We start from the raw sequence: 24,974 nt of genomic DNA on the forward strand, positions 1-24,974 counted from the left end.
CCTGTCGTTGGCAGGCCATTCGTTACTCCTTTCGTCATTCACGGCTAATGAATTCCAACGAAAGGATAGCGGGTGGCCTGTCACCTTTCCGGCTCAGGCCAATTTACAGAACGAATGGTGCACTCCCCGCGTTCAAGTTCGCTAAATACGCCCATCGATATCTGGCCGACTTCCAATATCGGTTCAACCACCGATACGACCTGAGGCGCATGCTGGGCCAACTCATCCAACACGCCAGTCGCAGCAAGCGCTGGCCGGAATCGCGGCTGCGAGCTGCTGAGTTTCGGGGCTAATCAAGACAACACATACCCGCACAAGGCGATGAAAATGCGCTCAACGCGGAATTTTTGACAGGATCATGCAAACGAGAACGCGCATTTTCAGTTTTATAGGGGCAACTCCAATCGGCGCACTAAGATTTTGGGGCTGTCCTAGATAACGCGCTTATCTAGGAGGGTCCGATGCGTAAAAGTCGATTGAGCTGGTACAAACAAGAGCGCCTGATCGAGCACTTTGTGGCGGGCACGACAGCGCGAACCGCGGCGGCGCTTGTCGGCGTTAATCGGAATACAGCAGCTTACTATGTCCAACGGCTTCGCCAGTTGATCATGGCCACCTTGCTTGATGCGGCACCCTTTGCCGGCGAGGTGGAAATCGACGAGAGTTATTTCGGCGGCAAGCGCAAAGGCAAACGGGGCCGTGGTGCAGCCGGCAAGGTGCCGGTGTTCGGCTTGCTAAAGCGTGGTGGCAAGGTCTACGCGCAGATCATCCCCAACGCCCAGACGCGCACACTGATGCCAATCATTGAGGCTCGAGTGCAGCCAGACAGTATTGTCTACACCGACAGCCTATCGAGCTACGACGTGCTGGATGTATCGGCGTTTCGCCACTACCGCATCAACCATTCGGATCGCTTTGTCGACCGGCAGAATCATATCAACGGTATTGAGAACTTCTGGAACCAGGCCAAGCGGCATCTGCGCAAATTCAATGGGATACCCGCCGAGCACTTCCCGCTGTTTCTCAAGGAATGCGAATGGCGTTTCAACAACCCGGACCCAAGGCTTCAGCTCAAACAACTAAAACAATGGGTTAGGAAAAACTTGAACTAGTTATCTAGGACAGCCCCAAGATTTTTCGCATAAAAGCGCACACCTACCGTACCGGAGTGGCAAGCGCGCGTGCAGACGGCCTAAAGAGCCCATGGCAGGTACCGCACCGCATAACACGCTTAATTCGGTGTCTTTCGAACCAGGGGCTTGCAGCCATGAAGGCCGGGTATTCTTGGATTTGAACTCTATTTTGAAAGGGCCCGGCGACCGTACTTTCCTCTGTCCCGAACCGCTGCACCTGATGCACGCCGTCAAAAGAGCGGTACCCGATCAACTCATTATCCCTCAGCGGCTACCCGAAAACGGCTCTGCGCCAACCTATAGTGCGGCCATAGAGGAAATCGCCAAGCTTTCCCGCCGAACCGCACTAAAGCGGCCAATAGTTTGACAGTCTCAAGGAGCGCGGGTACTCATATGATGAACATCATACGAGTTTCACTTTGCCCCAGCGCGACGCTCAAAAGCAGAAAACACGCCGACAGATCGTTGCGGCTGCGGCGCGGCTGATTCGGGAACGCGGCCCTGCGGCGGTTCGCGTTGCCGATGTCATGTGGGCAACCGGGCTGACGCACGGTGGCTTCTATGCCCATTTTGGCAGCCGCGAAGCGCTATTGGCCGAAGCTCTGGCTAGCGCAACCGCATATCGCGAACATTGGCTGAACATAGCCGGCGCGACGAACGAAGCCGACTGGGTCGCAGGCATTGCCCGACGCTATCTGAGCACGACCCATCGACGGCAGCCGGGCGCAGGCTGCCCCTACCCAGAAGCACTGGCCGAGACCAGCCGCGCCGGCGGCGCGTTGCGCGAATCGCTGCAGGTCGAGTTACGCCACACTTTCGATCGCATGCAGGAAGGCTTAGGTGACGCGCCAAACGGCATGTCGGCCGATGCCAGGGCGCGATCGCTGCTGGCCCTGTTCGTCGGTGCAATGCAACTGGCCCGCGCCTTCGACGACGATGCAGAAGCCGACGCCATTCTCGACGCCGCCCGCGCGTTCGCCGCGCCCGCGACGCCTCACGCGACCAACCATGCCGGAACCGGAGATTGACATGAGCACACCCGCTGCCAACGACCCACATCCACGCCAAACGACGGACGTGCTCGATTCACACGTGCGTTATGTCGATGTCGGCAGCGGCGCGCCGGTCGTGTTTCTGCACGGCAACCCGACCTCGTCCTATCTCTGGCGCAACGTGATCCCGCCGGTGCTCGAGCAGGGTCGCTGCCTGGCGCCAGACCTCATCGGCATGGGCGAAAGCGGCGCCAGCACCGAAGGCCGATACGGGTTCGCGGATCATGCCCGCTATCTCGATGCCTGGTTCGATGCCGTACTGCCGGACGAGGACGTCACACTGGTACTGCACGACTGGGGCGGCGGGCTAGGCTTCGACTGGGCGCGGCGCCATGCCGAGCGCGTGCGCGCGATCGTCTATATGGAAACCATCGTCTGCCCGGTGAGCTGGGACGACTGGCCGGACGACGCGCGCGGCATCTTCCAGGCGTTTCGCTCCGACAAGGGCGAAGATCTCATCCTGGAACGCAACTTCTTCGTCGAACGTGTCCTGCCCTCGTCCGTGTTGCGCGAGCTCAGCAACGCCGAACTCGAACGCTATCGCGCGCCCTACACGGAACCCGGCGAATCCCGTCGGCCGACCTTGACCTGGCCGCGCGAGATCCCGATCGACGGCACGCCCGCACCGATGGTCGAAATCGTGTCCGCCTACGACCGCTGGCTGGAGGGTAGCGACGTGCCCAAACTGTTCATCAATGCCGAGCCGGGGTCGATTCTCACCGGTCCACAGCGCGACTATTGCCGCAGCTGGCCTAACCAGGAGGAGATCACCGTCGCCGGTTCGCATTTCATCCAGGAAGACAGCCCGGACGAGATAGGCCACGCCATCGCCGATTTTCTGACCCGCGTTCGCTAAACCGGAGCATCCAATGACCGACAGTGTGTTGACCAATCTCGAAGACGGCGTATTAACGGTCACGCTCAATCGCCCGAAGGCGCTCAACGCGCTGAATCAAGATCTCGCCATCGGCCTGCGAGATGCGATCGCCCAGGCGACGGACGACGACAATGTGTGCTGCGTGGTGATCCGTGGCGACAAGCACTTCATGGCCGGCGGCGATATCGCCGAGTTCTCCAGCCTGCTGGACGAAACGCCCGAGTCGAAACGCGAGCACTTCGAGAGGTTCATCGGCGGAGCACACCAGATCATCACCGGCATCCGGCAGTTGCCCAAGCCGGTGCTCGCCTGCACGACCGGCGCGGTCGCCGGCTTCGGCCTCAGCCTGATGCTGGCCTGCGATCTGGCGATCGCCACTCACGAAACCATGTTCACGCTGGCCTATATCAATCTCGGCACCAGCCCCGACGGCGGCTCCACCTACGCCCTGCCCCGTACCGTGGGCGCCAAGCGAGCTGCAGAGATCGCCTTTCTTGGCGGCCGTTTCAAGGCCGATCGCGCGCTGGAACTGGGACTGATCAACTGGGTGGTCGATGCCAACACGCTGAACACCGAGACCGCCGCGATCACGAAGCGGCTCGTCGAGGCACCGGGCGCAGCGCTTGGCCGAACCAAGGCGCTGCTCGCCCAGTCATTGAACACCACGCTCGAACAACAGCTGGCGGACGAAGCGACAAACTTTGCAGCCAGCGCCAGCGAGGATGACTTCAGCGAAGGCGTGCGTGCCTTTCTGGACAAGAGAAAACCGGCCTTTGATCGATGACATGCATGCCAACGGCCTTGACGCTCGGCAACGACCACGCGCGGAAATATAGATGAGCAACGAAACCGCGGTGATCATCGGCGTGGGCGAACGCCAGGGACTCGGTGCGGCAGTGGCGATCAAAGCCGCGGCCGAAGGCATGCATGTCTTCGTCGCAGGCCGGACCCGCGCAAAGCTCGATCGGATCGTGGCGCTGATCGAAAAAGAAGGCGGTCGCGTCACAGCCGTCATTACCGATAGCACACAGCCCGGTGATATCGAGCACCTGTTCGCTTGCGCGGTCGACACCGGCCAGCCGCTCCGTCTCGTCGTCTACAACGTCGGCCGCAACCTGCCGGCGCCCTTCCTGGACACCACGCGCCGACTGGTGGAAGACCATTGGCGGCACTGCACGCTCGGCGGGTTCCTCGCCGGCCAGGCAGCAGTTCGCGCCATGCTCGATCAGAATCCCGACAGCAATCGCTGCAGGGGCACGATTCTGTATACCGGCGCCAGTGCGTCGCTGCGCGGCAAGCCGCTGTTCGCAGGCTTTGCCTCGGCCAAGGCGGCATTACGCGCGCTGGCGCAATCCATGGCGCGCGAGTTCGGCCCCGAGGGTATCCATGTCGGCCACATAGTGATCGATGGCGTCGTCGACGGCGCGCTGGTTCGCAGCATCGGCACCCTCGGCAAACTCATCCTGCGCCAGAAAGGCAGCGACGGCGCGCTGTTGCCCGATGAAGTGGCACGCAGCTTCTGGGCCGTGCACCGGCAACCGCCTTCGGCTTGGACACACGAACTCGATCTTCGCCCATACCGGGAATCCTTCTAGGACAGGCCCTGATGTTCACCACGATTGCCAAACGGCTGGTTCGGGACCGTATCGACGCGTTCCGGCCCATGCCCGAAGACGACCGCCCGCTCGCCGCGATCGTATTCGGCGCCGGCGCACCATCCGGGGTGGGCGGCGCCGTCGCGCAACGTATAGCCGCCCACGGCATGCGCGTCTATGTAACCGGCCGCAACGCTGAAAAGATCAAGGCGACCGCCACCACGCTGGGCGACATCGGCGGCGACGTCATCGGCCTGACCGTAGATGCGGCAGACGAGCACGCGATCACGGCTGCCTTCGAGCGGGTGGCGGCCGACGGCCATGCCGTCGATCTGGTGGTACACAATGTCGGCACGAACCGGCCGCAAGCCTTTCTCAAGACCACCGCGCACACACTCGAGGAGCGCTGGCGCAACGACTGCCTCTCCGGTTTCTTTATCGCCCAACAGGCGTTGCAACGGATGAAGCCTCGTGGCCGCGGCACGCTGATCTTCACCGGCGCCTCGGCCTCGCTTCGTGGCAAGGCCAATTTCGCCGCCTTCGCATCGGCCAAGGCCGGCCTGCGCAGTCTCGCCCAAGCACTGGCGCGAGAGTTTGGCCCCACGGGCATTCATGTGGCGCATGTCGTCATCGACGGCCTGGTCGACGGCGATCGCCTGCGCACGCTTGCGCCGCAATGGCTGGAATCACGCGGCGAAAACGGTGCGCTCGACCCGGCGGCTATCGCCGAAAATTACTGGATGCTCTATCAACAGCAGCGCAGTGCCTGGACTCACGAACTCGACTTGCGGCCGCACGACGAGGCCTGGTGAATCCGGCTCCCCACGGCGGAAGTCAACGCCGTGGGGAGCGGCCTGTCCCATGCTCACACCACCGGATACCGGCACGCACGCGGGAGCGTCGCCCGCAACCCGATCGACGAGTTTCGTTCCGGACTCAGTCCGCCATCAGCGGCAGCGCGACGCTGCCCGACAGTTCGACCGAGGCCGGAATTTTGTTGAAACTCAGGAAGTACTGATTGTGAAAACCGTATGCCATGAGATAAACAGTATCGCCGGTTTCGAGACGGGTCGAAACACCCACCAGTTCCTGTTCATAGACGCCGTCGTCGTTGCCGCGTAGCGGCGCGATCTGTTCGTTGATCAGCTGTGTTTGCGACGCACCGGCCCGTCGCACGCCCAAGCCCACGAACAGAATAGGGTCGGGCGCCGCGGAGTCGACCAGCAGCTCCGCAGTTGGAATCCCGGCCAGCGTCATCGGCTCCGACACCGTGAACAGCTGAATTTCGCGTGCTGGCGCAGTGAGTTCCGCCAATAACTCCGGCGGCAGAACCTGCAGCACGTCGTTGGTGAGAATATTGGCGATATCGGCCGGATTGGTGAGCAGATTGCTGAGTATCGAGAGCAGATTCTCGACGGTCATGCCCAGTGCACGGACGACCGTCTGCAGCAGTCCGTCACCCAGCCCCTGCAACACCTGCACGACCGTTTCGACCACCGGCCCGGTCGTCATGGAGGTCGGCGTAATTGTATAGGCGTCGCCACCTATCGGGATCTCGTCGGTGACGATGCCGTGGGTATCGTCCTGTACGAAGCAGTTCTGGTCGATGGGTGGCTCAGCCGGCATGGCGCGCAGCTTCTCGTCGAGGAAGGTGATCATGCGCTCGGAGGTCGCGTAGGTGGTTTCGCCGCAGGTGACTTCCGGGTCGAGATCGAAGCCGAAGGCATCCTGCACGGCCTGGAACAACGGCAGGATATGGCCGGTACGCTGGGCGAGCAATCGCACGTCGTTGCCGGCTGCGCGCAGGCACTGCGCGTTGCGCACGGCCTCGTTGAGATTGAACAGCGTGTCGTTGACGCCCTGAACCAGGAACGCATCCACCCGGGGTACGCCTTCGGCGGCACGCATATTCTCGCAGAAGGCATTGAGACCATTGCCGCGCACTTCATCGATCACGTCGTCGGAAATGTTGCCCAACTGAGCCTGGAGTAAGCCTTCGTAGAGGAACGGATCGAGAGCGCCCTGGGAGCCGGTCACGCCGAGCAGAATCAGCAGATCGAGCCAGACGGTCTTGGGCACCTCGTTCGGCGCCAGACTGTAAGGCAGTGCGTACCAGGTCGCGGCCGGTACGAGAGCGTCGAAACGTGGGTCCACGCCGGCGCCCACGAGTTGGAAACCACCGCCATACGACAATCCCAGTGCGCCAACCACCGGATCGCCTTGGCGATAGGCCAGGTGATCCCCCAGATTGGCCTCGGCATAGTCAAGTACGGCGCGGATATCGCGGCCCTCGAAATCGGGATTCTCGACCATCACTCTGCCGCCAGTTTCGCCGAAGCCGCGCTGATCGAAGCTGATCACGAAATAACCCGCCCGCCAGGCGTTGCGGGTGGCCAGGTCGGACGCATTGGCATCGTCCGCAACGTCCTCGAGGCTGGTCAGCCGACTGCCGCCGAAGCCGTGGCTGTGCACGATCAGCGGCGCGCATTCGCCTTCGGCCAGATCGGGCGTGAAGACCGTCATCGCGACGTCGATGGTATCGCCGTCGAGGTCGGTGGACTGCGTCACCACGTCGGCGCTGCCCGCCTGTAGAGCCGGCGCGTCTTCGGCGCAGAGCATCGGCGCCATGCCCGGCGGTGTCGGTTCGCCATCGTCGCCACCATCTGCGTCGCCGACCCCGCTCTGGGCGCCGGAGCGATCGGCCAGGGTCACGTTGCCGTCGTCGCTACAGCCCGGTAACAACAAAACAGCCAGCACCAGGGCGAGACACGCCAACCCGGTATGTGTAGTCGATCGATTCATGGATGGCCCCTCGTTATGTTTCTTTTATGAGTGGAGACTTTTCTGGCCCGTCATGCCACCAGACGAAAATTACAGTGGGTCAGACGTCGCCTTGATCAATATCGGTCACTTATAGCTATCTATATCATGTAGTACGTTATTAGCGCTTGCACAGGCAAGCAAATCCCTGTTGACGGCCGGTCCGCGCTCAGATGGGCCTGTTTCCAACAGGGTGAACCGGCCAACGGGCCGGATCCCGATACACAGAACTTAAACCACTTCAGCCCTGCGCAATCCAATCACGCGCCTGCTGTTCTTCCTCGAGCTTGAACACGCGGCGTTCTATCTACGAGACCGCGGAAGCAAGGCGGGCAAGCGGCCCGATCCGGCCTTTGTCGGACACCACGGCGCAGTGGCTGAAATGCTTGATGTGTTTCATGTCGAACTTGGCGCCATCGATCAGCACGGACGGCTCAAAACAATCCAAATTCCTGATGATTTCCAGAATCTTCACACTACCGCGGGTCTCGATGAAGGCCTCCATTTTCGGCACCAGGCTATCGAAATCCGCTTGCGTAATCTTGCCGTCGACGACGATTCCGACGGTCTTCTGTTCAGCGTTTTCCTTGTATTCGACGTTCATGGGTCGCTCCTTGGTTTTGATGATTCCGGTAGAACAAATCACCGGCGTGTACCGGATTCGGCGCCGGGAGTAGCATCAATCGAATCGAGGCTGATCTCTTCCTTGGCGTCCTCGGGCGTGAGCAACAGATACATGCAGGGCACGATCAGCAGCGATAGCACAGTGGCCGCCACATCGGGTTACCGATGGCCAGCGGCACCAAGCCGGCGATGGTGGTCCCGCTAGTGCTGATGATCGGAAGCAGACGTTCGGTCGCATCACGGGGGGCACATTCAGCGACCCGCACACCCTCTTTCAGGTGCAGATTCATGGTGTCGATCATCACGATCGCGTCGTTGGCGACGATGCCCATGAGCGTGATTACGCCGATGACAGCGAAAAACGACATCTCCATGCCGAAGATGAAAAAGCCGAGGAAGGTGCCGATCAGGGCCAGCGGCAGGGTCGCCAGCAATACGACGGCCTGGCGATAACTGCCGAACAACAGCACCAGCGTGCCGAAGATCATGATGATGGCGACCATTAACGCGGTGCCGGCCGAACCGAAGGTCTCCGCAGTCTCCTGTGCCTCGCCGGCCACCGTATGGCTATAGCCTTCCGTCCAGTCCGCCTGCATCCGGTCGAGATTGGGCCGCAGTTCGGCGACGATATCGGTCACCGCCCGGTTCTCTTTCTTGGCCAGGACGACGATCGCGCGGCGGGCCTCCTTGTGCACGATCGATACCGGCGCATTGTCCAGGCGCGGCACCAGCAGCGCCGAAATCGCGACGGTGTGGCCGTGCGGCGTGAACGCCCGCAGCAGGGACAGTGCTTCGGCTTCGGTCGGACCGACACCACCGCCCTGTCAGCTGGGCCGGTCCAGGCCGAGCATGATGTCGAGATCGTCCTGGGGCCGGACACCGCGAACTTGCCGATCTCGCCCGTGGACATGCCGTAGCGCACCTGAGCCGCAAGTTTTTGCGGCGTCAGATCATAGAACTCGATCGCGCCGCGATCGGGATACAACGCGATCTCGGGCTTGAGTGCGCCCAGATTGTCGCGCACATCAACCGCGCCCACGGTCTGGCGCAGCGTCTGCTGCACGCTTTCGGACAGCTCGCGCAGCTTGGCCAGATCCTCGCCGACGATATCGATTTCTATCGCATCGCCAGTAGTCGGCTGGCCGGTTTCGGCCAGCAACACGAGGCTCGCGCCTGCGTGGTTATTCTCCATCACCGAGCCGAGTTCGTGGCGCAACGGGTCGGCATAGACAGCCGACGTGTTCGAACGGATCCGGCCCCCAGAGATCAATCTCCCAGCTGAGATTGAGCGACAGGCCATAGCTGTCGCTGCGCACGGCGATCGGGCCCGCCCGCAGCGCCTCCTGCACCACCGGCACCAGGCACGCCGGCACTGCCCGCGACAATATTCTAGCGACTAGGGCTGGCGTCGAGCTGGGGATACAGCTCGGCGCCGGCCACGCGGGCTTCCGCGCGGCCGCGGCGCGCAGGTCACGATTATTGGCCAGCGCTTCGCTGACCACGGCGTCGAGTTGCGGGCCGCCGAGCTCGGCCCACCAGCGCCGCTCGACTGCCGCATCCGACGCCGGCACGACCCAATCGTTGGGCACGGGAACGTAGAGTTCGGACAGCGCTTGGCGCGCGGGCGTCCCGGCACCGCCGGCGACGACCAGAACCGCCATCAGGCCGAGCACGCGAAACCAGCAGGATTCACCCCGCGCGAACGCGCAACCTGCGCGGCCGTAGCAACGCTGGAAGACGTCAAGATATATCGTGCTGCAGAATTGATAACCAAGCGGCACCGCGAAGGACGCTTGGGTGGCGCTGCCGAGATCATCGACGATCGGACTGTCTGCAGCATCGCCCAGCAGTTGACTCATGCCGGCGGGGGTGGTGACCGACCACTGCTCGGTCACGAGATACGTCAGGCTCGCATCGAGGCCGACGCTACTCAGGCCGCCAGCGGCCCCGTAGGACGAGACACCGAGGCGTGCTGCCTCGTCGGCGCACAAACCGTAGAGCGCATCGTTCCGGTCGTCGCTCGACCACTTGATATTCGGCCCCAAAGACAACAGCAGACGTTGGGTCAATGGGGCCCCGAACTTCGCGCTCAGCGACGCCTATTGCCCCTCGTTGTCCCCGGTCAGCGCCTGCGAGACAAAGCCCTTGAACGTCAGCAGGCCCACCTTGTAGCTGGCAAAGGCGTTGGCAAGCAGCCTCGCGTCGACCTCGTCGATGGCCGACAGATCGCCGTCGTCATCGCGCCCGCCGCCATAGCCGAGCGCGACACCCGGGGTGAACTGGTCCTCACGGATCACGTTGACCCCGATGCCGCTGGGAAACCGATGAAAAACCAGTCGCCATAGCGTGCGTCGACGAGCGGTACGGGCTTGAATTCATAGTCATCCGAGCCTCGATAGTCCGGCGCGACCGCCACCCCACCGCGCAGGCGAAACGCCCATTCATCACCGCTCGCGCCCGATTGCAATTGCCCGGTCTGATCTGGACCCCAGGATTCGGACAAGGCATTAAGTGATGTGGACTTGCCCGGGTCCACTTACCGAGCGATTCATCGCGCGCACCGAGAAGAAACGTGGCCCACAGTATTTACCGACGGCCGTGCCCGCTCATCGCCTTAAATCGAGGAAAGTGAATATCGAGCACCTATAAATGACGCGCGGCATCCACCGAATCGACGGCCTCGGGACCGCTGGCGACCATCGCCGCATAGCCCTGCGCCTTGGGCAGGATCTGGCGGACATAGAAACGCGCACAGGCCTGACGCGCCTCGTAGAAGTCGGCTTCGTCGGTATTGTCGTCGAGCGCGGCCTTGGCGACATCGGCAATGCGCGCGGCATACCAGCCACCGAACACGGTGCCGCAGAGCATGAGGTAGTTGAAGGCGTTGGCCATGGCGGCATCGCGGCCGGCCTCGAGCAGCGTATCGGTGGCCTGTTCGAGCAGATCCAGCGCCTTGGACAGCGCCGGGTGTTCGTTCGCGCCCTCGGCACGCCCTTCGGCGGTGGCGCGGATATCCGCGATCAGAGCGCGCATGCCGCGCCCTTCGTCGCGGATCAGCTTGCGGCCAACCAGGTCGATCGCCTGGATCCCGTTGGTGCCTTCGTAGATCGGCGCGATACGCGCGTCGCGCAGATACTGCGCTGCGCCGGTTTCCTCAACGAAGCCCATGCCGCCGTGGATCTGAATGCCGGTATTGGCGATATCCACGCCCAGCTCCGTGCCCCAGGCCTTGACCACGGGAATGAGCACATCGGCGCGCGCCTGCGCCGCGGCGCGCTCGTCGTCGTTGTCGCTGCGTTCGGCTACATCCATGGCCGCCGCCGAGTCGAGACACAGCGCCCGCAGTACGTCGGTCTGGCTGCGCATCGTCAACAGCATGCGCTTGACGTCCGCGTGCTCGACGATGGCTCGCCCACCCTGCTGGCGCTCGCGGGCGTACTCGAGCGCGTGCTGATAGGCGCGGTCGGCGACGCCGAGTCCCTGCAGACCCATGGCATGCCGCGCCGCGTTCATCATCGTGAACATGTGGGCGAGGCCCTTGTTCTCCTCGCCGACGAGATAACCGAGCGCGCCCTGGCCATCCTCGCCAAAGCTCATGGTGCAGGTCGGGCAGGCGTGAATGCCGAGCTTGTGCTCGATCGAGGCGCAGCGCATGTCGTTGCGCTCGCCGGGATTGCCGTCGGCGTCGAGAATGAATTTCGGCACCAGAAACAGCGAAATGCCCTTCACGCCGGCCGGCGCGTCGGGCAGGCGGGCGAGCACGAAGTGGATGATGTTGTCCGCCATGTCGTGCTCGCCCCAGGTGATATAGATCTTCTGACCGAACAGGCGATAGGCGTCGCCGTCCGGCTCCGCCCGGCTGCGCACCTGGGCGAGATCGGAGCCCGCCTGCGGCTCGGTGAGATCCATGCAGCCGGTCCATTCACCGGTGACGAGCTTGTCGAGATAGGTCTGCTTGAGCGCGTCGCTGCCATGGTTCTCCAGCGCTTCGACGGCACTGGCGGTCAGCAGCGGACAGAGCGCGAACGACATGTTCGCGGCGTTCCACATTTCGGTTGCGGCCGCACCGAGCACGCGCGGCATGCCCATGCCGCCGTGATCGGCCGAGCCGGTCAGCCCGTTCCAGCCGCCCTCGACGTACTGCTGGTATGCCGCGCCGAACCCGGCTGCCGGCGTCACACCGTCGGCCGACCACTTCACGCCTTCGGTGTCGCCACTGCGATTGAGCGGCGACAGCACCTCACCGGCGAACCGGGCCGCCTCGTCGAGCACCGCCGAGACGGTATCGGGATCGTAGTCGTCATAGCCCGGCAGGCTGCGGATGCGGTCCGCGTCCAGTACTTCGTTGAGCATGAACAGCATGTCGCGGGTGGGCGCTCGATATTCGGCCATGTTTGTTCTCTTCTATTGAAACGAACGAAGCGGCACGCCGGGCCGCCGGATACGCGGCTCATGGTATGGGAAAGCGCCATTACTGACAGCCCGCGCTGTCCAAACGCCGGCAGGCTTGAACGCGCGGTTCGCTGCAGCTCGGCGATTAGACGCATCGGCACGGGTGCGGCCATGCGCGGCGGATACGGTAACCGGCGTTGCCGGCGAGCGGGCGCGCCCGGGTGCCGTGTCGCGTATTCTTGATCATGGCGCAGCGCACAAGACTTGATTCATGCCGTTGCGTTTGCGCTAAGCTGAACGTATTCGGACACTTCGTTCGGGGCACGACGACTGGGGGTTCTTGTACGGGCACGCGCACGCGGCGCGTGCCTCGACCGTGGGCCGGAATGCGGCCGCGGTCTGTCGGAAACGAATCACCACGACTGCCGCCTTTTCGGCGTCATAGCAATGAGGCCGTGTCTTGCCGCGCATACGAACGATCGTCTTTTCCCTAGCCCTCGCGCTGCTGCTCTACGCCACCCTGGTGGCCGGCATAGACGCCGAACGCACGCTGGCCGCCATGCGCCAGCTGGACATGCGCTGGTGGCTGGCGATTCTGGCGCTTTCGCTGTTCAACTACGGGCTGCGCTTTGCACGCTGGCATGGCTACCTGCGCTGGCTCGGTGACCGCGTCGGGCTCTGGCGCGACGGGTTGATTTATATCGCCGGGTTCGCGCTGACCACCACGCCCGGCAAGGCCGGCGAAGGCATGCGCTCGGTCTATCTCGCACGCCACGGCGTGCCCTACCCGCACAGTCTCGCGGCCTTCTTTGCCGAACGCTTCATCGACCTGCTGGCGATCGCGCTGCTGTCGATGCTGGTGCTGATCGCGTTTTCGAACTATGTCTGGTGGGTCGTCGCGCCGCTGGCCGCCCTCGCGGGCCTGTTGATCGCGGTTCGTCAACGGCGCCTGCTCGAGCACATGCAGCGGCGCACGGCGAATCCCGAAGGCAGGCTCCAGAACCTGCTGCACGGGCTGGTCTCGGCCTGGGATCAGGCTTTTGCCCTGCTCGGACGCCGGCCGCTGTATGCCGGGCTGGCGATCGGCCTCGTGGCCTGGGCCGCGGAGGGCGTGTCGCTGTATGTGATTGCCCATGGGCTGGATATCGAACTCGCGCTCACGACGGCCATCGGCATCTATGCCGTGAGCATGCTGGTCGGCGCGCTGTCGTTCATCCCCGGCGGCCTGGGCAGCACCGAGGCGGTGATGGTGCTACTGCTCAAGCTGTCGGGCGTGGACGCGACCACCGCGCTGGCCGTCACGCTGATCGCGCGCGTGGCCACGCTCTGGTTCGCCGTCGTACTCGGGCTGGTCTCGCTGGCCGCGATCGAACTCGATCGCCGTCGCGCGGTCTCGGCTACCAATCGCAACGTTTCGAACAGGAATCCCGGATGAGTTCCCAGGCTACGCCTTCAGCCCAGACGCCTTCGACCCGCGACATCGCCGCCGTGCCGCTGGTGGTCGATATCGACGGCACGCTGGTGCATTCCGATCTGCTGGTCGAATCCGCCTTCGTACTGGCCAAGACTTCGCCGCAGAGCCTGATCAAACTGCCCGGCTGGCTGCGCGCCGGCAAGGCCACGCTCAAGGCCGAGATCGCCCAGCGCGCGGAGCTGGGCATCGAGCAGCTGCCGTACAACCGGCCGCTGATCGAATATCTGCACGAGGAAAAGGCCAAGGGCCGTCGGCTGATCCTGGCGACCGCGGCGAACGAGAAATACGCCCGCCAGGTCGCCGAGCACCTGCAGCTGTTCGATACGGTGCTCGCCAGCGACCGCCAGACCAACCTCGCCGGCGACCGCAAGCTCGCCGCGATTCGTCGCGAGGTGGGCGACGCGCCCTTCGATTACGCCGCCGATCACGAAGTGGACAACGCCATCTGGCGCCACGCGCGCAAGGCGGTGCTGGTCAACGCCAGCGACAAGCTGGAACGCAGCGCCCACGACAATTACGACGTCGGCGCCAGCTTTCCGCCGGAAAAACGCGACTGGCGTATCTGGACCAAGGCCCTGCGCGTGCATCAGTGGGCCAAGAACGCGCTGATCTTCGTGCCGCTGCTTGCGGCCCATCAATACGCCGACTTCGGCATGATCATGGCCGCGGTGCTGGCGTTCGTGGCCTACAGCCTGCTGGCCTCGAGCGTCTATATCCTCAACGATCTCGTCGATCTCGGCGACGATCGCCAGCACCCGCGCAAGTGCGAGCGCCCGTTTGCCTCGGGGCGCATACCGATCCTGCAGGGCGTGATCGCCATCCCCATACTGCTGGGCGCCGCGGTGGTGATCGCGGCCTTTCTGCCGCCGTTCTTCTGGGCCGTGCTGGCGAGCTATTACGCGCTCACCCTGGCCTATTCGCTGGGCCTCAAGCAGATCGCGCTCATCGACGTGCTCACGCTCGCCGCGCTGTACACGCTGCGCATCATCGCCGGCGGCGCGGCCACCGGCATTCCGCTGTCGTTCTGGCTGCTCGCGCTGTCGATGTCGATCTTCCTCAGCCTGGCCATGGCCAAGCGCTGTACCGAGCTGCTGGTGATGGAGGAGCACAGCGGCGACGCGCCCCTGGGCCGCGGCTATATCGCCTCGGACCTGCCGCCGCTGCGCAGCTTGGGTACCGCGGCCGGCTATACCGCGGTCGTGATCCTGGCGCTGTATATCAACAGCCCCGACATCACCAACCAGTACGAGCATCCGGCGCGCATCTGGGTGCTCTGCCCGGTGGTGCTGTACTGGATCAGCCGGATCTGGCTGAAGACGCTGCGCGGGCAGATGCACGACGACCCGATCGTGTTCGCGGCCAAGGACAACGGCAGCCGCGTCTGCGTGCTGCTGGGCGCGCTGATCATGTTCATGGCGATCTGATCCGCCTTGCCCGCGATCGTTAGACTCCTGTCATGAGTGCATCGAACTACGCCTCCTGGGGCCGCTACCCGGACAGTCGCCCGGCCGACGTGCGGCGTCTTGCCGCGCGGCCGACGGCGCTGCCCGCAGCCGATACGTCGATGCTGGCCTACGGCAACGGGCGCAGCTACGGCGACAGCTGCCTGAACAACGACGGGCTGCTCATCGACATGGGCGGCCTGGATCGTTTCATCGCCTTCGATGCGGCGACCGGCATTCTCGAATGCGAAGCCGGCGTGCTGCTCGCCGATATTCTCGAACTGGTGGTGCCGCAGGGCTGGTTCCTGCCGGTCACGCCCGGCACCCAGTTCGTATCGGTGGGCGGCGCGATCGCCAACGACGTGCACGGCAAGAATCATCACGTCGCCGGCACCTTCGGCCGGCATGTGCGTTCGCTGGGCCTGTTGCGTTCCGATGGGACTGCGCTGACCTGTTCCCCGAACGACAACGCCGACTGGTTCGCGGCGACCGTCGGCGGCCTGGGGCTGACCGGACTGGTCACCCGCGCCACGATCGCGCTCAAGCGGATCGAAGGCCCGTACATGGACGTGGACACCCTGCGCTTTTCCAATCTGGACGCGTTCTTCGACATTTCCGCGGCGTCCGACGCCGACTACGAATACACCGTCGCCTGGGTGGACTGCACGGCGCGCGGCAACAAGCTCGGCCGCGGCTGGTTCATGCGCGCCAACCACAAGCCCGCCCTGGGCCAGCAGCCCGATCCACGCCGGCGCGGCGGGCCGACGTTTCCCTTCGTCACGCCCGTCTCGATGATCAATGGCGCTACCCTGCGGCCGCTGAACACGCTGTACTTTCATCGCAAGCGCAAACCGCGCAGCCGCGACACCCAGCATTTTCAGCCCTATTTCTACCCGCTGGACGGCATCAGACACTGGAACCGTGCCTATGGGCCGAACGGGTTTCTGCAGTACCAGTGCGTGGTGCCGCATGCCGATGCGCGCGCGGCGATCGCCGAACTGCTCGAACGTATTGCGGCGGCGGGCGCCGGCTCTTTCCTGTCGGTGCTCAAGGTTTTCGGCAATGTCGAATCACCGGGGCTGATGTCGTTTCCGCGCCCCGGCGTGACGCTGGCGCTGGATTTCCCCAATCGCGGCCCCGAGACCTTTGCGCTGCTCGATCGACTCGATGAGGTGGTGCAGGCAGCCGGCGGCGCGGTTTACCCCGCCAAGGACGCGCGCATGAGCAGCACCGCGTTCAAGCAGTATTTCCCGGCCACCGAACGCTTCAAGGCATTCGTCGATCCCGCCTTTTCGTCGGATTTCTGGCGGCGGGTGACAGGAGAGGATTCATGAGAAAGGTTCTGATCGTCGGCGCCACGTCGACCATCGCCGAACAGGCCGCCCGACATTTCGCCGCCGCCGGCGACGCGCTGTTTCTGACCGGCCGTAATGAAGAGCGCCTGGCCGCGATCACGGACGATCTGCAGGTCCGTGGCGCGCCCACGGTCGCCGCGCGCGTGATGGATGCCGACGACCTCTCGGCCCACGCGGCCATGATCGACGCCGCTAAAGCCGCCCTCGGCGGACTGGACACCGTGCTCGTCGCCTACGGCACCCTGCCCGATCAAGCCGCCTGCGCGGCCGACCCGGCCGCCGCGGTGGCGGCCTGGCATACCAACGCCGTGAGCGTGATCGCCCTGCTCACCGATATCGCCAACCGCTTCGAGCGCCAGGGCTCTGGCACGATCGCCGCGATCTCGTCGGTTGCCGGCGACCGCGGGCGTGCAAGCAACTATGTCTATGGCAGCGCCAAGGCAGGGCTGAACGCGTTCATGGACGGGCTACGCCACCGCCTGTTCGCCGCCGGCGTGCAGGTGGTGACCATCCGCCCCGGCATGGTCGATACACCGATGACCGCCGACTTCGACAAGGGCCCGCTGTTCGCCAGCCCGGAAAAGGTGGGCGCGGATATTCACAAAGCGATCGAGAAAGGCACGGCCGTGTGCTACACGCCCGGTTTTTGGCGCCTGATCATGACCATCATCACCGCCCTGCCGCGGGCGATCTTTCACCGGACCGGGCTTTGAACCGCTTCACGCGCCAGAAAGTCGACCAGGACAAGCTCATCTATCCCGAGCCGCGCCCGGCGCTCTGGCTGGTCGGTTTCTATATCCTGTCCCGGCTGTGCTTCTTTGCTGCCGGCGTGCGCTTCGATCTGGCGCCGATCGATACCTCCTGGCAGATTCTGGACCCCGTGCTGCTGCGTGAGAACCTGCTGGAAAGCGTCTTCTACATGCCCGGTCAGCCGCCGTTGTACAACCTGGTGCTCGGCGCGGTGCTCAAGATCAGTGAAGACCCGCTTGTTCTGTCGATCCTGTTTCGCGGCATCTATAGCGCCCTGGCCATCGCCAGCGTGCTGCTGCTCTACAGCCTCGTGCGCAAACTCACGGGCAGTCTCTGGCTCGCCTTCGGCGTGGCGCTGGTGTTCATGCTCACCCCGGCGCTCGTACTCTACGAAGCGATTCCCTATTACACGTTGATGATCCTGGCGCTGCTGGGCGTGATCGCCTGGCTCTTTCATCTGTGCATGGAGCGCTTCACCTTCGGCCGCGCGTTCGCGATGTTCGTCGCCATGGCCGCGCTGATCTATACGCGCTCCATGTTTCAGTGGCAGTGGTTCGTGGTGCTGGCCATGTTCTGCGCGCTGGTGTTGCCGGGCTATCGCAAGGCGGTGCTCGGCGCGGCCCTCGTGCCGCTGGCGATCGTGTTCGCGCTTTACGGCAAGAACCTGATGGTCACCGGCCATTTCGCCACCTCGGACTGGATGGGCATGAGCCTGTCCAAGCTGACCACGCTGGCCATCGACAAGGACGAGCGCCAGCGCATGGCCGACAGCGGGTTGATCTCCGACATGTCGCTGATGGATTTTCCCTTCAACACGCCCGAGGAATATGCGGACTTCTTCGACGCGGTCGAGCCCACCGGCATCACCGTGCTCGACCAGAAGCGCAAGTCCACCGGCCACGTGAACTACAACCATCTCGCCTATGCGGATGTCTCGGAGCAGGCGCTCGCGGATGCGATTGCGGCGGTACGGATCCACCCCACGGTGTATCTGCAGTCCATGGGCACCGCCTGGCTGATGTTTCTGCGCCCGGCCAGCGACTACCCCTTCCTGCACGAGAACCGCCAAGCGATCGAGCCCTACAGCCGCGCCTTCTCGCTGGCGCTGGCCGGCCAGCCGGCCTATCCGGACAAGCCCGGCTTCGATCTCGAGATGGGCCAGATCGGCGTGCTGGTCGCCATCGGTTACACGCTGGCCGTGCTCTATGGCCTATTCCTGCTGCTGCGTTTCGCGATCCGCCGCGAGGTCAGCGCCACCGACGCGACGCTGATCTTCCTGTGGTTGAACATCATGTACGTGAGCGTGATCGGCAACGCCTTCGAAGTGGACGAGAATCAGCGCTTTCGCTTTTCGGTGAACCCGTTCATCGCCGCCACGCTCGCGGTGATGGCCTGGCGCCTGCTGGGCTGGGCAAGGCGCGGCGAACGCGCGCTCGACGCGCGGCCTATGTCCGAGCGCCCGCGTCCGGATCGGTGATCGACTGGATGCGCTCGAAGGCAGGCTTGAGTTCACCGTAGAGCGTGGCGAACACCTCGGTATAGAAGCGTTCATAGGTGGCCACGGCCTCGGGCCGGGGTTCGAAGCGCGTACCGGCATGGACCATGGCGCGCGCGGCCGCACGGTGATCGGCATGCCAGCCCAGCCCCACCGCGGCGTTGATCGCGGCGCCCAGGCCGCTGGTCTCGTGGGTATGGCTGCGCTCGGCGGGCAGATCGAACACGTCGGCGAGTATCTGCATGGCCTGATCGGACTGTGAGCCGCCGCCGGACACGCGCAGCCGGGTGATCGGCGTCTTCGTGCGTTTTTCGATGCGCTCGCGCCCCTCGCGCAGCGCGTAGGCCAGGCCTTCCAGAATTGCGCGATAGACATGCGCCCGGCTGTGGGTATCGGTGAAACCCACCATCGCACCGCGGGCTTCCGGGCCCGGGATACGCACCCCGGGCGACCAGGTCGGCAGCACCAGCAGCCCGTCGCTGCCCGGCGCGATCGGTGCGATACGCTCGTCGAGCAGGGCTTCGGCCGCTCGCTGTTCGCGCGCCGCGGCATCGACCGTGTCGACAGCGAATTCCTGCTTGAACCAGGACACCAGCCAGAACCCGCGATAGATCTGGATTTCGTCGGTAAACGCGCCCGGCATCGCTGCCGGGTAGGCCGGCACGAAGCGGGTGACCTCGCGATACGCGTCGCGGCAGGTGTTGATGGTCGCCGTGGTGCCCAGCGACACACAGGCCGTATCGGGCGTGACCGCACCGGAGCCGAGCACTTCGCAGGCCTTGTCGGCGCCGGCGCTGAACAGCGGCAGGCCGTCGCGCAGGCCCAGCGATGTGGCGGCGGCGGCATCGAGCGTGCCAAGCGGCTGACCGGGCTCGACGAGTTCCGGCAGTTGCTCGGGCGCGATCTCGATCGCCCGCCATTTCCAGTCGCGCTTTCCTGCCCATTGCCGGCGCTTGTAGTCGAACGGCAGATAGCCGACCTGGGCGCTCACGCTGTCGCGCCAGGCGCCGGTCAGGCGCTGCACGAGATAGCCGGAAAGCAGCAGCGCGTAGCGCGTACGCCGGTGCTGCTCCGGTGCATGAGCCGCACGCCAGTTGGCCGGCGACAGGCGCTGGAACGTATCGATGGTGGATGCCAGGCCGAGCGCGCCGAAGATAGCGCGCCACCATGCCGGCAATCGGGGCACGCGCGCGGCGCGGCGCTGATCGAGCCAGGAGATTGCGGGGCCGATCGGCTCGCCGGCGTCGTCCACGAACACGCTGGTCGCCCGCTGGGTGGTCAGGGCCACTCCGGCGATACGCGCCGCGAGCTCCGGCTGCGTTTCCCAGAGCTGGCGGCAGGCCGCACCCGCGGCCGCCCAGAAAACCGCCGGGTCCTGTTCGGCATGGCCGGGCTGGGGCGCATGATACGGCGGCGCGATCGGCACCTGGGCGCGCGCACAGAGCGTGCCCATGTCGTCGAACACCAGTGCGCGCACGCTCTGGGTGCCCACATCGATAGCGAGCAGTCGATCGGCGGTGCTCATGCCGGTGCGTGTACGGCCTGCCAATGGGCGAGATAACGCTCGACCTCGCGATCCCACCGCGCGCTGTCCCATCCCAGCGCGTCGCGTACCAGCGGCTCGATCTGCGGCAGTTGCTGCAGCCCGCCCTTGCACAGCAGCAGACCCGCGCGCGTGCGGCGCAGCATGAGATCGTCCAGATGGGCCACGGCCTCGTGCACGAGCGCGAAGCGCAGTTCACGCAGGCAATAGTCGGTGGTGCCCAGACGCGTGGCATCGTCGGCAACAGCCGGCATCGCGGCATAGGCCGGCCCGTGGCGCACGCCGCGGCCGGCCGCCGTCGTGCCGGCATGGATGATCGGCGCGGCCGTATTGCGGGTGAATCGACGGCCGAGCGCCTGGCCGACGCGTTCGAGCACGTCGTGGGCGGTGACACGGAACGTCGTGAGCTTGCCGCCGGTGACCGTGATCAGCCCCTTTTCGACATCGATCGCGGACTCGCGCGATTCCTCGGACGCCGACGCACCCGGCTCGCCGCGCACCACCGGCCGGACCCCCGCGAACGCCGAAAACGCGTCCGCCGCGCACAGGTCGCGCGACGGGAAATAATGCCGCGCCGCGGCGATCAGATAGTCCGACTCATCCGCGCTCATGCGCGGCGGCTCGTCCATCGGCTGTTCGTGGTCGAGGTCGGTGGTTCCGAACACGGTCGCGCCCTGCCATGGAATGGCGAACAGCGGCCGGCGATCGTCCGGGTGAAACAAGGTGACCGCGCGCGCCACCGGCAACGCGTAAAACGGGAACACGAAGTGCGAGCCGCGCAGCGGGCGCAGCTGCGGCCGGCCGTCGACGCGTTCGCGCAGCGCGTCGCTCCAGGGCCCGGTCGCGTTGATCACGCTGGCTGCGCGGATATCGAAAGCAGCGCCGGTTTCGCGGTCGGTGACGCGCGCGCCGGCAACCGTGTCGTGGTCGAAGATCAGCTCGTCGGCACGCAAATAGTTTGCTGCCAGCGCGCCATGGGCCGCGGCTTCGATAAGCACGCGCAGGGTCAGGCCCACATCGTCGGTTACCGCATCGCGATAGACGAAGCCGCCCTTGAGATCGGTGCGATCGAGATACGGCATGTGCATGCCGAACGTCGCTGGCGTCATGTAGTGCGAGTAGCGCTTGCCGGCCATGAGGTCATACAGGCCCAGCGCGGCGCCGAGTGCGGCCCGGCCGGGCTTGTCGTGGGCATAGACCGGCAGCATGAAGTCCAGCGGCTCGACCAGGCCGGGCAGATCCCGCATCAGCCGCTGACGTTCGTGCACGGATTCGCGGGTCAGGCGCCAATCGCCGCTGGCCAGATACCGCAGGCCGCCGTGCACGAGCTTGGACGACCAGCTCGACGTCCCCGAGGCAAAGTCGTTCTGCTCGACCAGGGCGACCCGCAGCCCGGCGCGCGCGGCTTCGAGCGCGATGCCGGCGCCCGTGATGCCACCGCCGATGATGAGCACGTCGAAACGGGTTTCGGCCGCCGCCTGAAAACGCGACCGCCAGCCTTCAGTCCACATAGCCATCCTTTAATCGCGCGCCGGTCATCGCGTCTGTCGGTACGAGCCATGCCCCACAAGAACGACTCACGCAAAGGCGCAAAGACGCGAAGAAGAGAAAAAAGGCATTCATTCTTGACCCTTTGCGTCTTTGCGGCTTGGCATGAAGCCTGGCTTTGCGGCGCATGAATATGCGATTCAACATAACTTGTATGGATTCATCATGGCGTCCGGGTCGAGTTCGGCGAGCGCGGCACGGATCAGGCCGATACCGGTTTCGCGTTTCTCGGCGGCGAGATACGGCGCATGGTCGGCGCCCACGCCGTGCTGGTGGCTGATGGTGCCGCCATGGGCGACGATCGCTTCGCTGACCGCCTGCTTGAGCGCGCGCCAGCGACCGGTATCGGTGGCGTGATCGGCGCCGCGGCGCCAGATCACGGTCATGTACACGCTGCAGCCGGCATCGTAGACATGCGACAGATGGGCGAACGCCAGAGCGCGCTCGTCAAAGGGCTCGAGCGCGAGATGCGCGGCCTGCTGCATGGCGGTCATGGTGGCGGTCGCCCGCGACCAGGGCACAGCGGTTTCCATGGTGTCGACCGCAAAGCCGGCGTCCCACAGGCTGTTGCGCAGATAGGCGCCGGCAAAGCGGTTCTTCGCCCAGATGCGGCCCATCGCGGCGCCCACGTGCACACCACCGGCACGGCGCGTGATCGCGAGCGTATCCGCCTTGATACGCTGGGCCTGTTTCCGGCTGCCGGTCGCGCCGAACATCATCATCGCCGGCCGATCGCCCAGCCCCCGCACGCCGAGATAGCGGCGCAGCCAGGCAATCGCGGATTCGTGACCGGCGATGCGCAGCTGGGTATCCGTCTCGACCTCGTTGGACACCCGCAGCATCGACACCGGCACTTCAGCGTGGGTGATCGCGCGCGCCGCTTCGAGGGCCGCGTTCCAGTCCGCGAAGAACACGGCGTGGAAGGATTCGCGCGCAGCCACGGGCGTGACGTGAACCGATGCTTCGGTGACGATGCCCAGACGTCCCTCGCTGCCGAGCACGAGCTCGCGCAGATCCGGCCCGGCCGACGACGCCACGGCGCCGCCGACGTCGAAATCGCCGGCCGGACAGGCCAGCCGCGCGCCGTGAAAAAGCTGTTCGATACGACCGTAGCGGCGCGACTGCTGACCGGCGGAGCGGGTCACTACCCAGCCGCCGAGCGTGGAGTAGTCGAACGACTGCGGGTAGTGGCCGAGCACGAATCCCTGGGCGCGCAACTGGGCTTCCACCACCGGCCCGGCCGCCCCTGCGCCCAGACGCGCGATGCGGTTGTGGCCGTCGAGTTCGAGCAGCCGCGCATTGCGGCTCGTGTCGACGCTGACCACCGGTCGGCCATCGTCGACAACCTTGAGATGGCCGACCACGCTGGTGCCGCCGCCGTAGGGGATCACCACCGCGCCCGCGGCACGGGCCGCATCGATCGCGGCCTGTGTTTCGTCGTGGGTCGCCGGCGAGGCGACCGCGTCCGGAAACGGGCCGACATGCCCATGGCGCAGTGCGGCCCAGTCGGCGAAGCTCTGGCCGTGGGCGTGGCGCAGGCGGGCTTCGGGCGTGGCATCGAAGCCGTGGGTCAAGTCGAGTCGGGATTCGGGCACCTGGGCACAGGCACTGTCGAGGCTCGCGTCGGCGACGATCTCGCCGCGCCCGAGACGCGATTCCAGAAACGCGCGCGCGCTATCCGGTAGCGGCTTGTCGAAAGTGTCGTCGCCCCAGCCGTTCCATCGCCGCATCGTGTCGTGCCCGTGGTGTTTTATCGAAGAACGCGATCGAGGCTATACGATCGCCAGGTCAAAAAAATTGACTTTACGCGCATATTCACTGGCAATGTAGCGACAGCTCCGACCGCCACGACCCATGCCCCAGGCCACCGTCGCCGTTTCCATGCTTCGTGCCCTGCTCGCCTATCTCGGCGCCCAGGGGCTCGAACCCGCGCCCCTGGCGCAGGCCGCCGGGCTCGATCGCGAGGCGCTGGCGCACCCCGAGCGCGCGGTCGACGCGGCGCACTACGAACGCCTCATGCAGGCCGGGATCGCGGCGCTGCACAATCCGCTGCTCGGCCTTGAATTCGGCATGGCCGCCCAGCCGGATCGCTGGGGCACGCTGGGGTTTCTGCTGCGCCACTGCGCGACGCTGGGCGAGGTGCTCGCCTACCAGGCTCGTTTCGCGCACCTGGTGAATGCCGTTGGCGAGGGCCGGTTCGTCGCGCATGACGATCACGTGGCGCTCGAATGGCACAGCGCGGGTTCGCGCATGCCGGCACTCGTGGAGGAAGCCTTCGGCGCCTGGGTGCGCTTCGCGCGCTGGGCCAGCGCGCGCGACGAATCGCCGACTCGCGTCGAGTTCAGCCACCGGGCCCAGGGGGATCCGGCGCTCTACGAGGCCTTCTTCGCCTGCCCCGTCGTGTTTTCGGCGCCCGCATGCCGGCTGTGTTTCGACCCCGCGCTGCTCGAGGTCGGCCTGCGTACGCCCGACGCCGCGCTCGCCGCGCACTTGAGCGACCGGGTGGCGGCGCGCGCCCGCGCCGCCGATGCACGCGATGTGCAAGCACGGCTCATGGCCTGGCTGAAGGAAACCATCGGCCACGCCACCCCCGACCTCGCTCGCGCGTCGCTGGCGCTCGATCTCGGTGAACGCGCCCTTCAAAAGCGTCTGCAGGCCAGCGGGACGACCTTCAGCCGCTGCGTGGCGGCGGCGCGTCACGAACTCGCGCTCACCTATCTGCGCGACAGCGGCCTGTCCGTCGGCGACATCAGCCATCGACTCGGTTTTTCAGAACAGAGCGCGTTCCAGAGAGCGTTCCGGCGCTGGCAGGGCCAGACCCCGTTGGCCTGGCGCCGCCAACGCTAGTCGACGGCGCCAGGCGAGATGCCCGCG

21 protein-coding genes and 2 pseudogenes are annotated in these 24,974 nt (G+C 65.0%); 13 read left to right on the forward strand and 10 right to left on the reverse strand.

Going from position 1 to position 24,974, the window contains the following annotated elements:
• Positions 1 to 128: 128 nt before the first annotated feature.
• The 7 genes and pseudogenes from J7355_RS17780 to J7355_RS14950 all read left to right on the forward strand — a co-directional run.
• A pseudogene (locus tag J7355_RS17780) lies at positions 129 to 293 on the forward strand (IS1595 family transposase); the annotation flags it as partial.
• A 168-nt stretch (positions 294 to 461) separates the two neighbouring features.
• On the forward strand, positions 462 to 1,112 hold the full coding sequence (locus J7355_RS14925) for an IS1595 family transposase (protein WP_209064076.1): 651 nt from the start codon (positions 462 to 464) through the stop codon (positions 1,110 to 1,112).
• Between the two features lie 440 nt (positions 1,113 to 1,552).
• Positions 1,553 to 2,161 carry a TetR/AcrR family transcriptional regulator gene (locus J7355_RS14930; RefSeq protein WP_209064078.1) on the forward strand — a complete coding sequence of 203 codons (609 nt, stop codon included), beginning with the start codon at positions 1,553 to 1,555 and terminating at the stop codon, positions 2,159 to 2,161.
• Between the two features lies 1 nt (position 2,162).
• Entirely contained in the window at positions 2,163 to 3,041 is an 879-nt protein-coding gene (locus J7355_RS14935; protein ID WP_209064080.1) for a haloalkane dehalogenase, read from the forward strand.
• 13 nt (positions 3,042 to 3,054) lie between these two features.
• Positions 3,055 to 3,846, forward strand: coding sequence for an enoyl-CoA hydratase-related protein (locus tag J7355_RS14940; RefSeq protein ID WP_209064081.1), 792 nt, complete (start codon positions 3,055 to 3,057; stop codon positions 3,844 to 3,846).
• Positions 3,847 to 3,898: 52 nt separating this feature from the next.
• Positions 3,899 to 4,657 carry an SDR family NAD(P)-dependent oxidoreductase gene (locus tag J7355_RS14945; protein WP_209064083.1) on the forward strand — a complete coding sequence of 253 codons (759 nt, stop codon included), beginning with the start codon at positions 3,899 to 3,901 and terminating at the stop codon, positions 4,655 to 4,657.
• A gap of 11 nt (positions 4,658 to 4,668) precedes the next feature.
• Positions 4,669 to 5,469, forward strand: coding sequence for an SDR family NAD(P)-dependent oxidoreductase (locus tag J7355_RS14950; protein WP_209064085.1), 801 nt, complete (start codon positions 4,669 to 4,671; stop codon positions 5,467 to 5,469).
• Between the two features lie 124 nt (positions 5,470 to 5,593).
• Here the strand turns inward: J7355_RS14950 and J7355_RS14955 are convergent, their stop codons facing one another.
• The 7 genes and pseudogenes from J7355_RS14955 to J7355_RS14985 all read right to left on the reverse strand — a co-directional run bounded on the left by J7355_RS14955 (position 5,594) and on the right by J7355_RS14985 (position 12,493).
• Entirely contained in the window at positions 5,594 to 7,459 is a 1,866-nt protein-coding gene (locus J7355_RS14955; RefSeq protein WP_209064088.1) for a CocE/NonD family hydrolase, read from the reverse strand.
• A 325-nt stretch (positions 7,460 to 7,784) separates the two neighbouring features.
• Complete coding sequence (locus J7355_RS14960) at positions 7,785 to 8,081, reverse strand: STAS/SEC14 domain-containing protein (protein ID WP_209064089.1); 297 nt, start codon at positions 8,079 to 8,081, stop codon at positions 7,785 to 7,787.
• Between the two features lie 38 nt (positions 8,082 to 8,119).
• Positions 8,120 to 8,254 (reverse strand): hypothetical protein, encoded by a 135-nt coding sequence (locus J7355_RS17925; protein ID WP_280637631.1) that lies wholly within the window; start codon positions 8,252 to 8,254, stop codon positions 8,120 to 8,122.
• Positions 8,227 to 8,844: an efflux RND transporter permease subunit gene (locus J7355_RS14965; RefSeq protein WP_348523045.1), complete on the reverse strand. Its 618-nt coding sequence runs from the start codon at positions 8,842 to 8,844 to the stop codon at positions 8,227 to 8,229. The genes J7355_RS17925 and J7355_RS14965 overlap by 28 nt, the downstream gene beginning before the upstream one ends.
• The gene (locus J7355_RS18075; protein WP_348523044.1) at positions 8,736 to 9,317 is read right to left on the reverse strand and encodes a hypothetical protein; all 582 of its coding nucleotides are present in this window, start codon (positions 9,315 to 9,317) and stop codon (positions 8,736 to 8,738) included. The genes J7355_RS14965 and J7355_RS18075 overlap by 109 nt, the downstream gene beginning before the upstream one ends.
• Positions 9,283 to 10,637 (reverse strand): annotated as a pseudogene (locus J7355_RS14970) (MipA/OmpV family protein). The gene J7355_RS18075 and the pseudogene J7355_RS14970 overlap by 35 nt, the downstream one beginning before the upstream one ends.
• 107 nt (positions 10,638 to 10,744) lie before the next feature.
• Positions 10,745 to 12,493: an acyl-CoA dehydrogenase gene (locus J7355_RS14985; protein WP_209064097.1), complete on the reverse strand. Its 1,749-nt coding sequence runs from the start codon at positions 12,491 to 12,493 to the stop codon at positions 10,745 to 10,747.
• 460 nt (positions 12,494 to 12,953) lie between these two features.
• On the opposite strand from J7355_RS14985, the gene J7355_RS14990 reads away from it, so the two are divergent.
• The 5 genes from J7355_RS14990 to J7355_RS15010 are packed head-to-tail and all read left to right on the forward strand — an operon-like array spanning position 12,954 to position 18,991.
• Complete coding sequence (locus J7355_RS14990) at positions 12,954 to 13,928, forward strand: lysylphosphatidylglycerol synthase transmembrane domain-containing protein (protein ID WP_209064099.1); 975 nt, start codon at positions 12,954 to 12,956, stop codon at positions 13,926 to 13,928.
• Positions 13,925 to 15,391 (forward strand): UbiA family prenyltransferase, encoded by a 1,467-nt coding sequence (locus J7355_RS14995; protein ID WP_209064101.1) that lies wholly within the window; start codon positions 13,925 to 13,927, stop codon positions 15,389 to 15,391. Before J7355_RS14990 ends, J7355_RS14995 begins: the two co-directional genes overlap by 4 nt.
• A 32-nt stretch (positions 15,392 to 15,423) precedes the next feature.
• On the forward strand, positions 15,424 to 16,743 hold the full coding sequence (locus tag J7355_RS15000) for an FAD-binding oxidoreductase (protein ID WP_209064103.1): 1,320 nt from the start codon (positions 15,424 to 15,426) through the stop codon (positions 16,741 to 16,743).
• The gene (locus tag J7355_RS15005; protein WP_209064105.1) at positions 16,740 to 17,477 is read left to right on the forward strand and encodes an SDR family oxidoreductase; all 738 of its coding nucleotides are present in this window, start codon (positions 16,740 to 16,742) and stop codon (positions 17,475 to 17,477) included. Before J7355_RS15000 ends, J7355_RS15005 begins: the two co-directional genes overlap by 4 nt.
• Positions 17,474 to 18,991, forward strand: a complete 1,518-nt coding sequence (locus J7355_RS15010) for a hypothetical protein (protein WP_209064107.1) — start codon at positions 17,474 to 17,476, stop codon at positions 18,989 to 18,991. Before J7355_RS15005 ends, J7355_RS15010 begins: the two co-directional genes overlap by 4 nt.
• Here J7355_RS15010 and J7355_RS15015 read toward each other — a convergent pair.
• From J7355_RS15015 to J7355_RS15025, 3 genes are all read right to left on the reverse strand, one after another.
• The gene (locus J7355_RS15015) at positions 18,960 to 20,534 is read right to left on the reverse strand and encodes an FGGY-family carbohydrate kinase (RefSeq protein ID WP_209064109.1); all 1,575 of its coding nucleotides are present in this window, start codon (positions 20,532 to 20,534) and stop codon (positions 18,960 to 18,962) included. The genes J7355_RS15010 and J7355_RS15015 overlap by 32 nt on opposite strands.
• Positions 20,531 to 22,069 (reverse strand): glycerol-3-phosphate dehydrogenase/oxidase, encoded by a 1,539-nt coding sequence (locus tag J7355_RS15020; RefSeq protein ID WP_209064111.1) that lies wholly within the window; start codon positions 22,067 to 22,069, stop codon positions 20,531 to 20,533. The genes J7355_RS15015 and J7355_RS15020 overlap by 4 nt, the downstream gene beginning before the upstream one ends.
• Positions 22,070 to 22,240: 171 nt before the next feature.
• On the reverse strand, positions 22,241 to 23,830 hold the full coding sequence (locus J7355_RS15025; RefSeq protein ID WP_209064112.1) for an FAD-binding oxidoreductase: 1,590 nt from the start codon (positions 23,828 to 23,830) through the stop codon (positions 22,241 to 22,243).
• A gap of 124 nt (positions 23,831 to 23,954) precedes the next feature.
• Between J7355_RS15025 and J7355_RS15030 the strand changes: the two genes are divergently transcribed.
• Entirely contained in the window at positions 23,955 to 24,947 is a 993-nt protein-coding gene (locus J7355_RS15030) for an AraC family transcriptional regulator (RefSeq protein WP_209064114.1), read from the forward strand.
• Positions 24,948 to 24,974: the final 27 nt, after the last annotated feature.

It is taken from the genome of Endozoicomonas sp. G2_2 (assembly GCF_017744135.1).
Lineage (GTDB): Bacteria > Pseudomonadota > Gammaproteobacteria > Nevskiales > Salinisphaeraceae > Salinisphaera.

Bases quoted from the DNA above. Each gene is read 5' to 3' on its own strand.
- J7355_RS14950 (WP_209064085.1), top strand. From the start codon at position 4,669: ATGTTCACCACGATTGCCAAACGGCTGGTTCGGGACCGTATCGACGCG.
- J7355_RS15020 (WP_209064111.1), bottom strand. From the start codon at position 22,069: ATGGCTATGTGGACTGAAGGCTGGCGGTCGCGTTTTCAGGCGGCGGCC.
- J7355_RS14940 (WP_209064081.1), top strand. From the start codon at position 3,055: ATGACCGACAGTGTGTTGACCAATCTCGAAGACGGCGTATTAACGGTC.
- J7355_RS14985 (WP_209064097.1), bottom strand. From the start codon at position 12,493: ATGGCCGAATATCGAGCGCCCACCCGCGACATGCTGTTCATGCTCAAC.
- J7355_RS14945 (WP_209064083.1), top strand. From the start codon at position 3,899: ATGAGCAACGAAACCGCGGTGATCATCGGCGTGGGCGAACGCCAGGGA.
- J7355_RS14955 (WP_209064088.1), bottom strand. From the start codon at position 7,459: ATGAATCGATCGACTACACATACCGGGTTGGCGTGTCTCGCCCTGGTG.
- J7355_RS14935 (WP_209064080.1), top strand. From the start codon at position 2,163: ATGAGCACACCCGCTGCCAACGACCCACATCCACGCCAAACGACGGAC.
- J7355_RS15005 (WP_209064105.1), top strand. From the start codon at position 16,740: ATGAGAAAGGTTCTGATCGTCGGCGCCACGTCGACCATCGCCGAACAG.
- J7355_RS14960 (WP_209064089.1), bottom strand. From the start codon at position 8,081: ATGAACGTCGAATACAAGGAAAACGCTGAACAGAAGACCGTCGGAATC.
- J7355_RS14925 (WP_209064076.1), top strand. From the start codon at position 462: ATGCGTAAAAGTCGATTGAGCTGGTACAAACAAGAGCGCCTGATCGAG.
- J7355_RS15000 (WP_209064103.1), top strand. From the start codon at position 15,424: ATGAGTGCATCGAACTACGCCTCCTGGGGCCGCTACCCGGACAGTCGC.
- J7355_RS15015 (WP_209064109.1), bottom strand. From the start codon at position 20,534: ATGAGCACCGCCGATCGACTGCTCGCTATCGATGTGGGCACCCAGAGC.
- J7355_RS14995 (WP_209064101.1), top strand. From the start codon at position 13,925: ATGAGTTCCCAGGCTACGCCTTCAGCCCAGACGCCTTCGACCCGCGAC.
- J7355_RS15025 (WP_209064112.1), bottom strand. From the start codon at position 23,830: ATGCGGCGATGGAACGGCTGGGGCGACGACACTTTCGACAAGCCGCTA.
- J7355_RS15030 (WP_209064114.1), top strand. From the start codon at position 23,955: ATGCCCCAGGCCACCGTCGCCGTTTCCATGCTTCGTGCCCTGCTCGCC.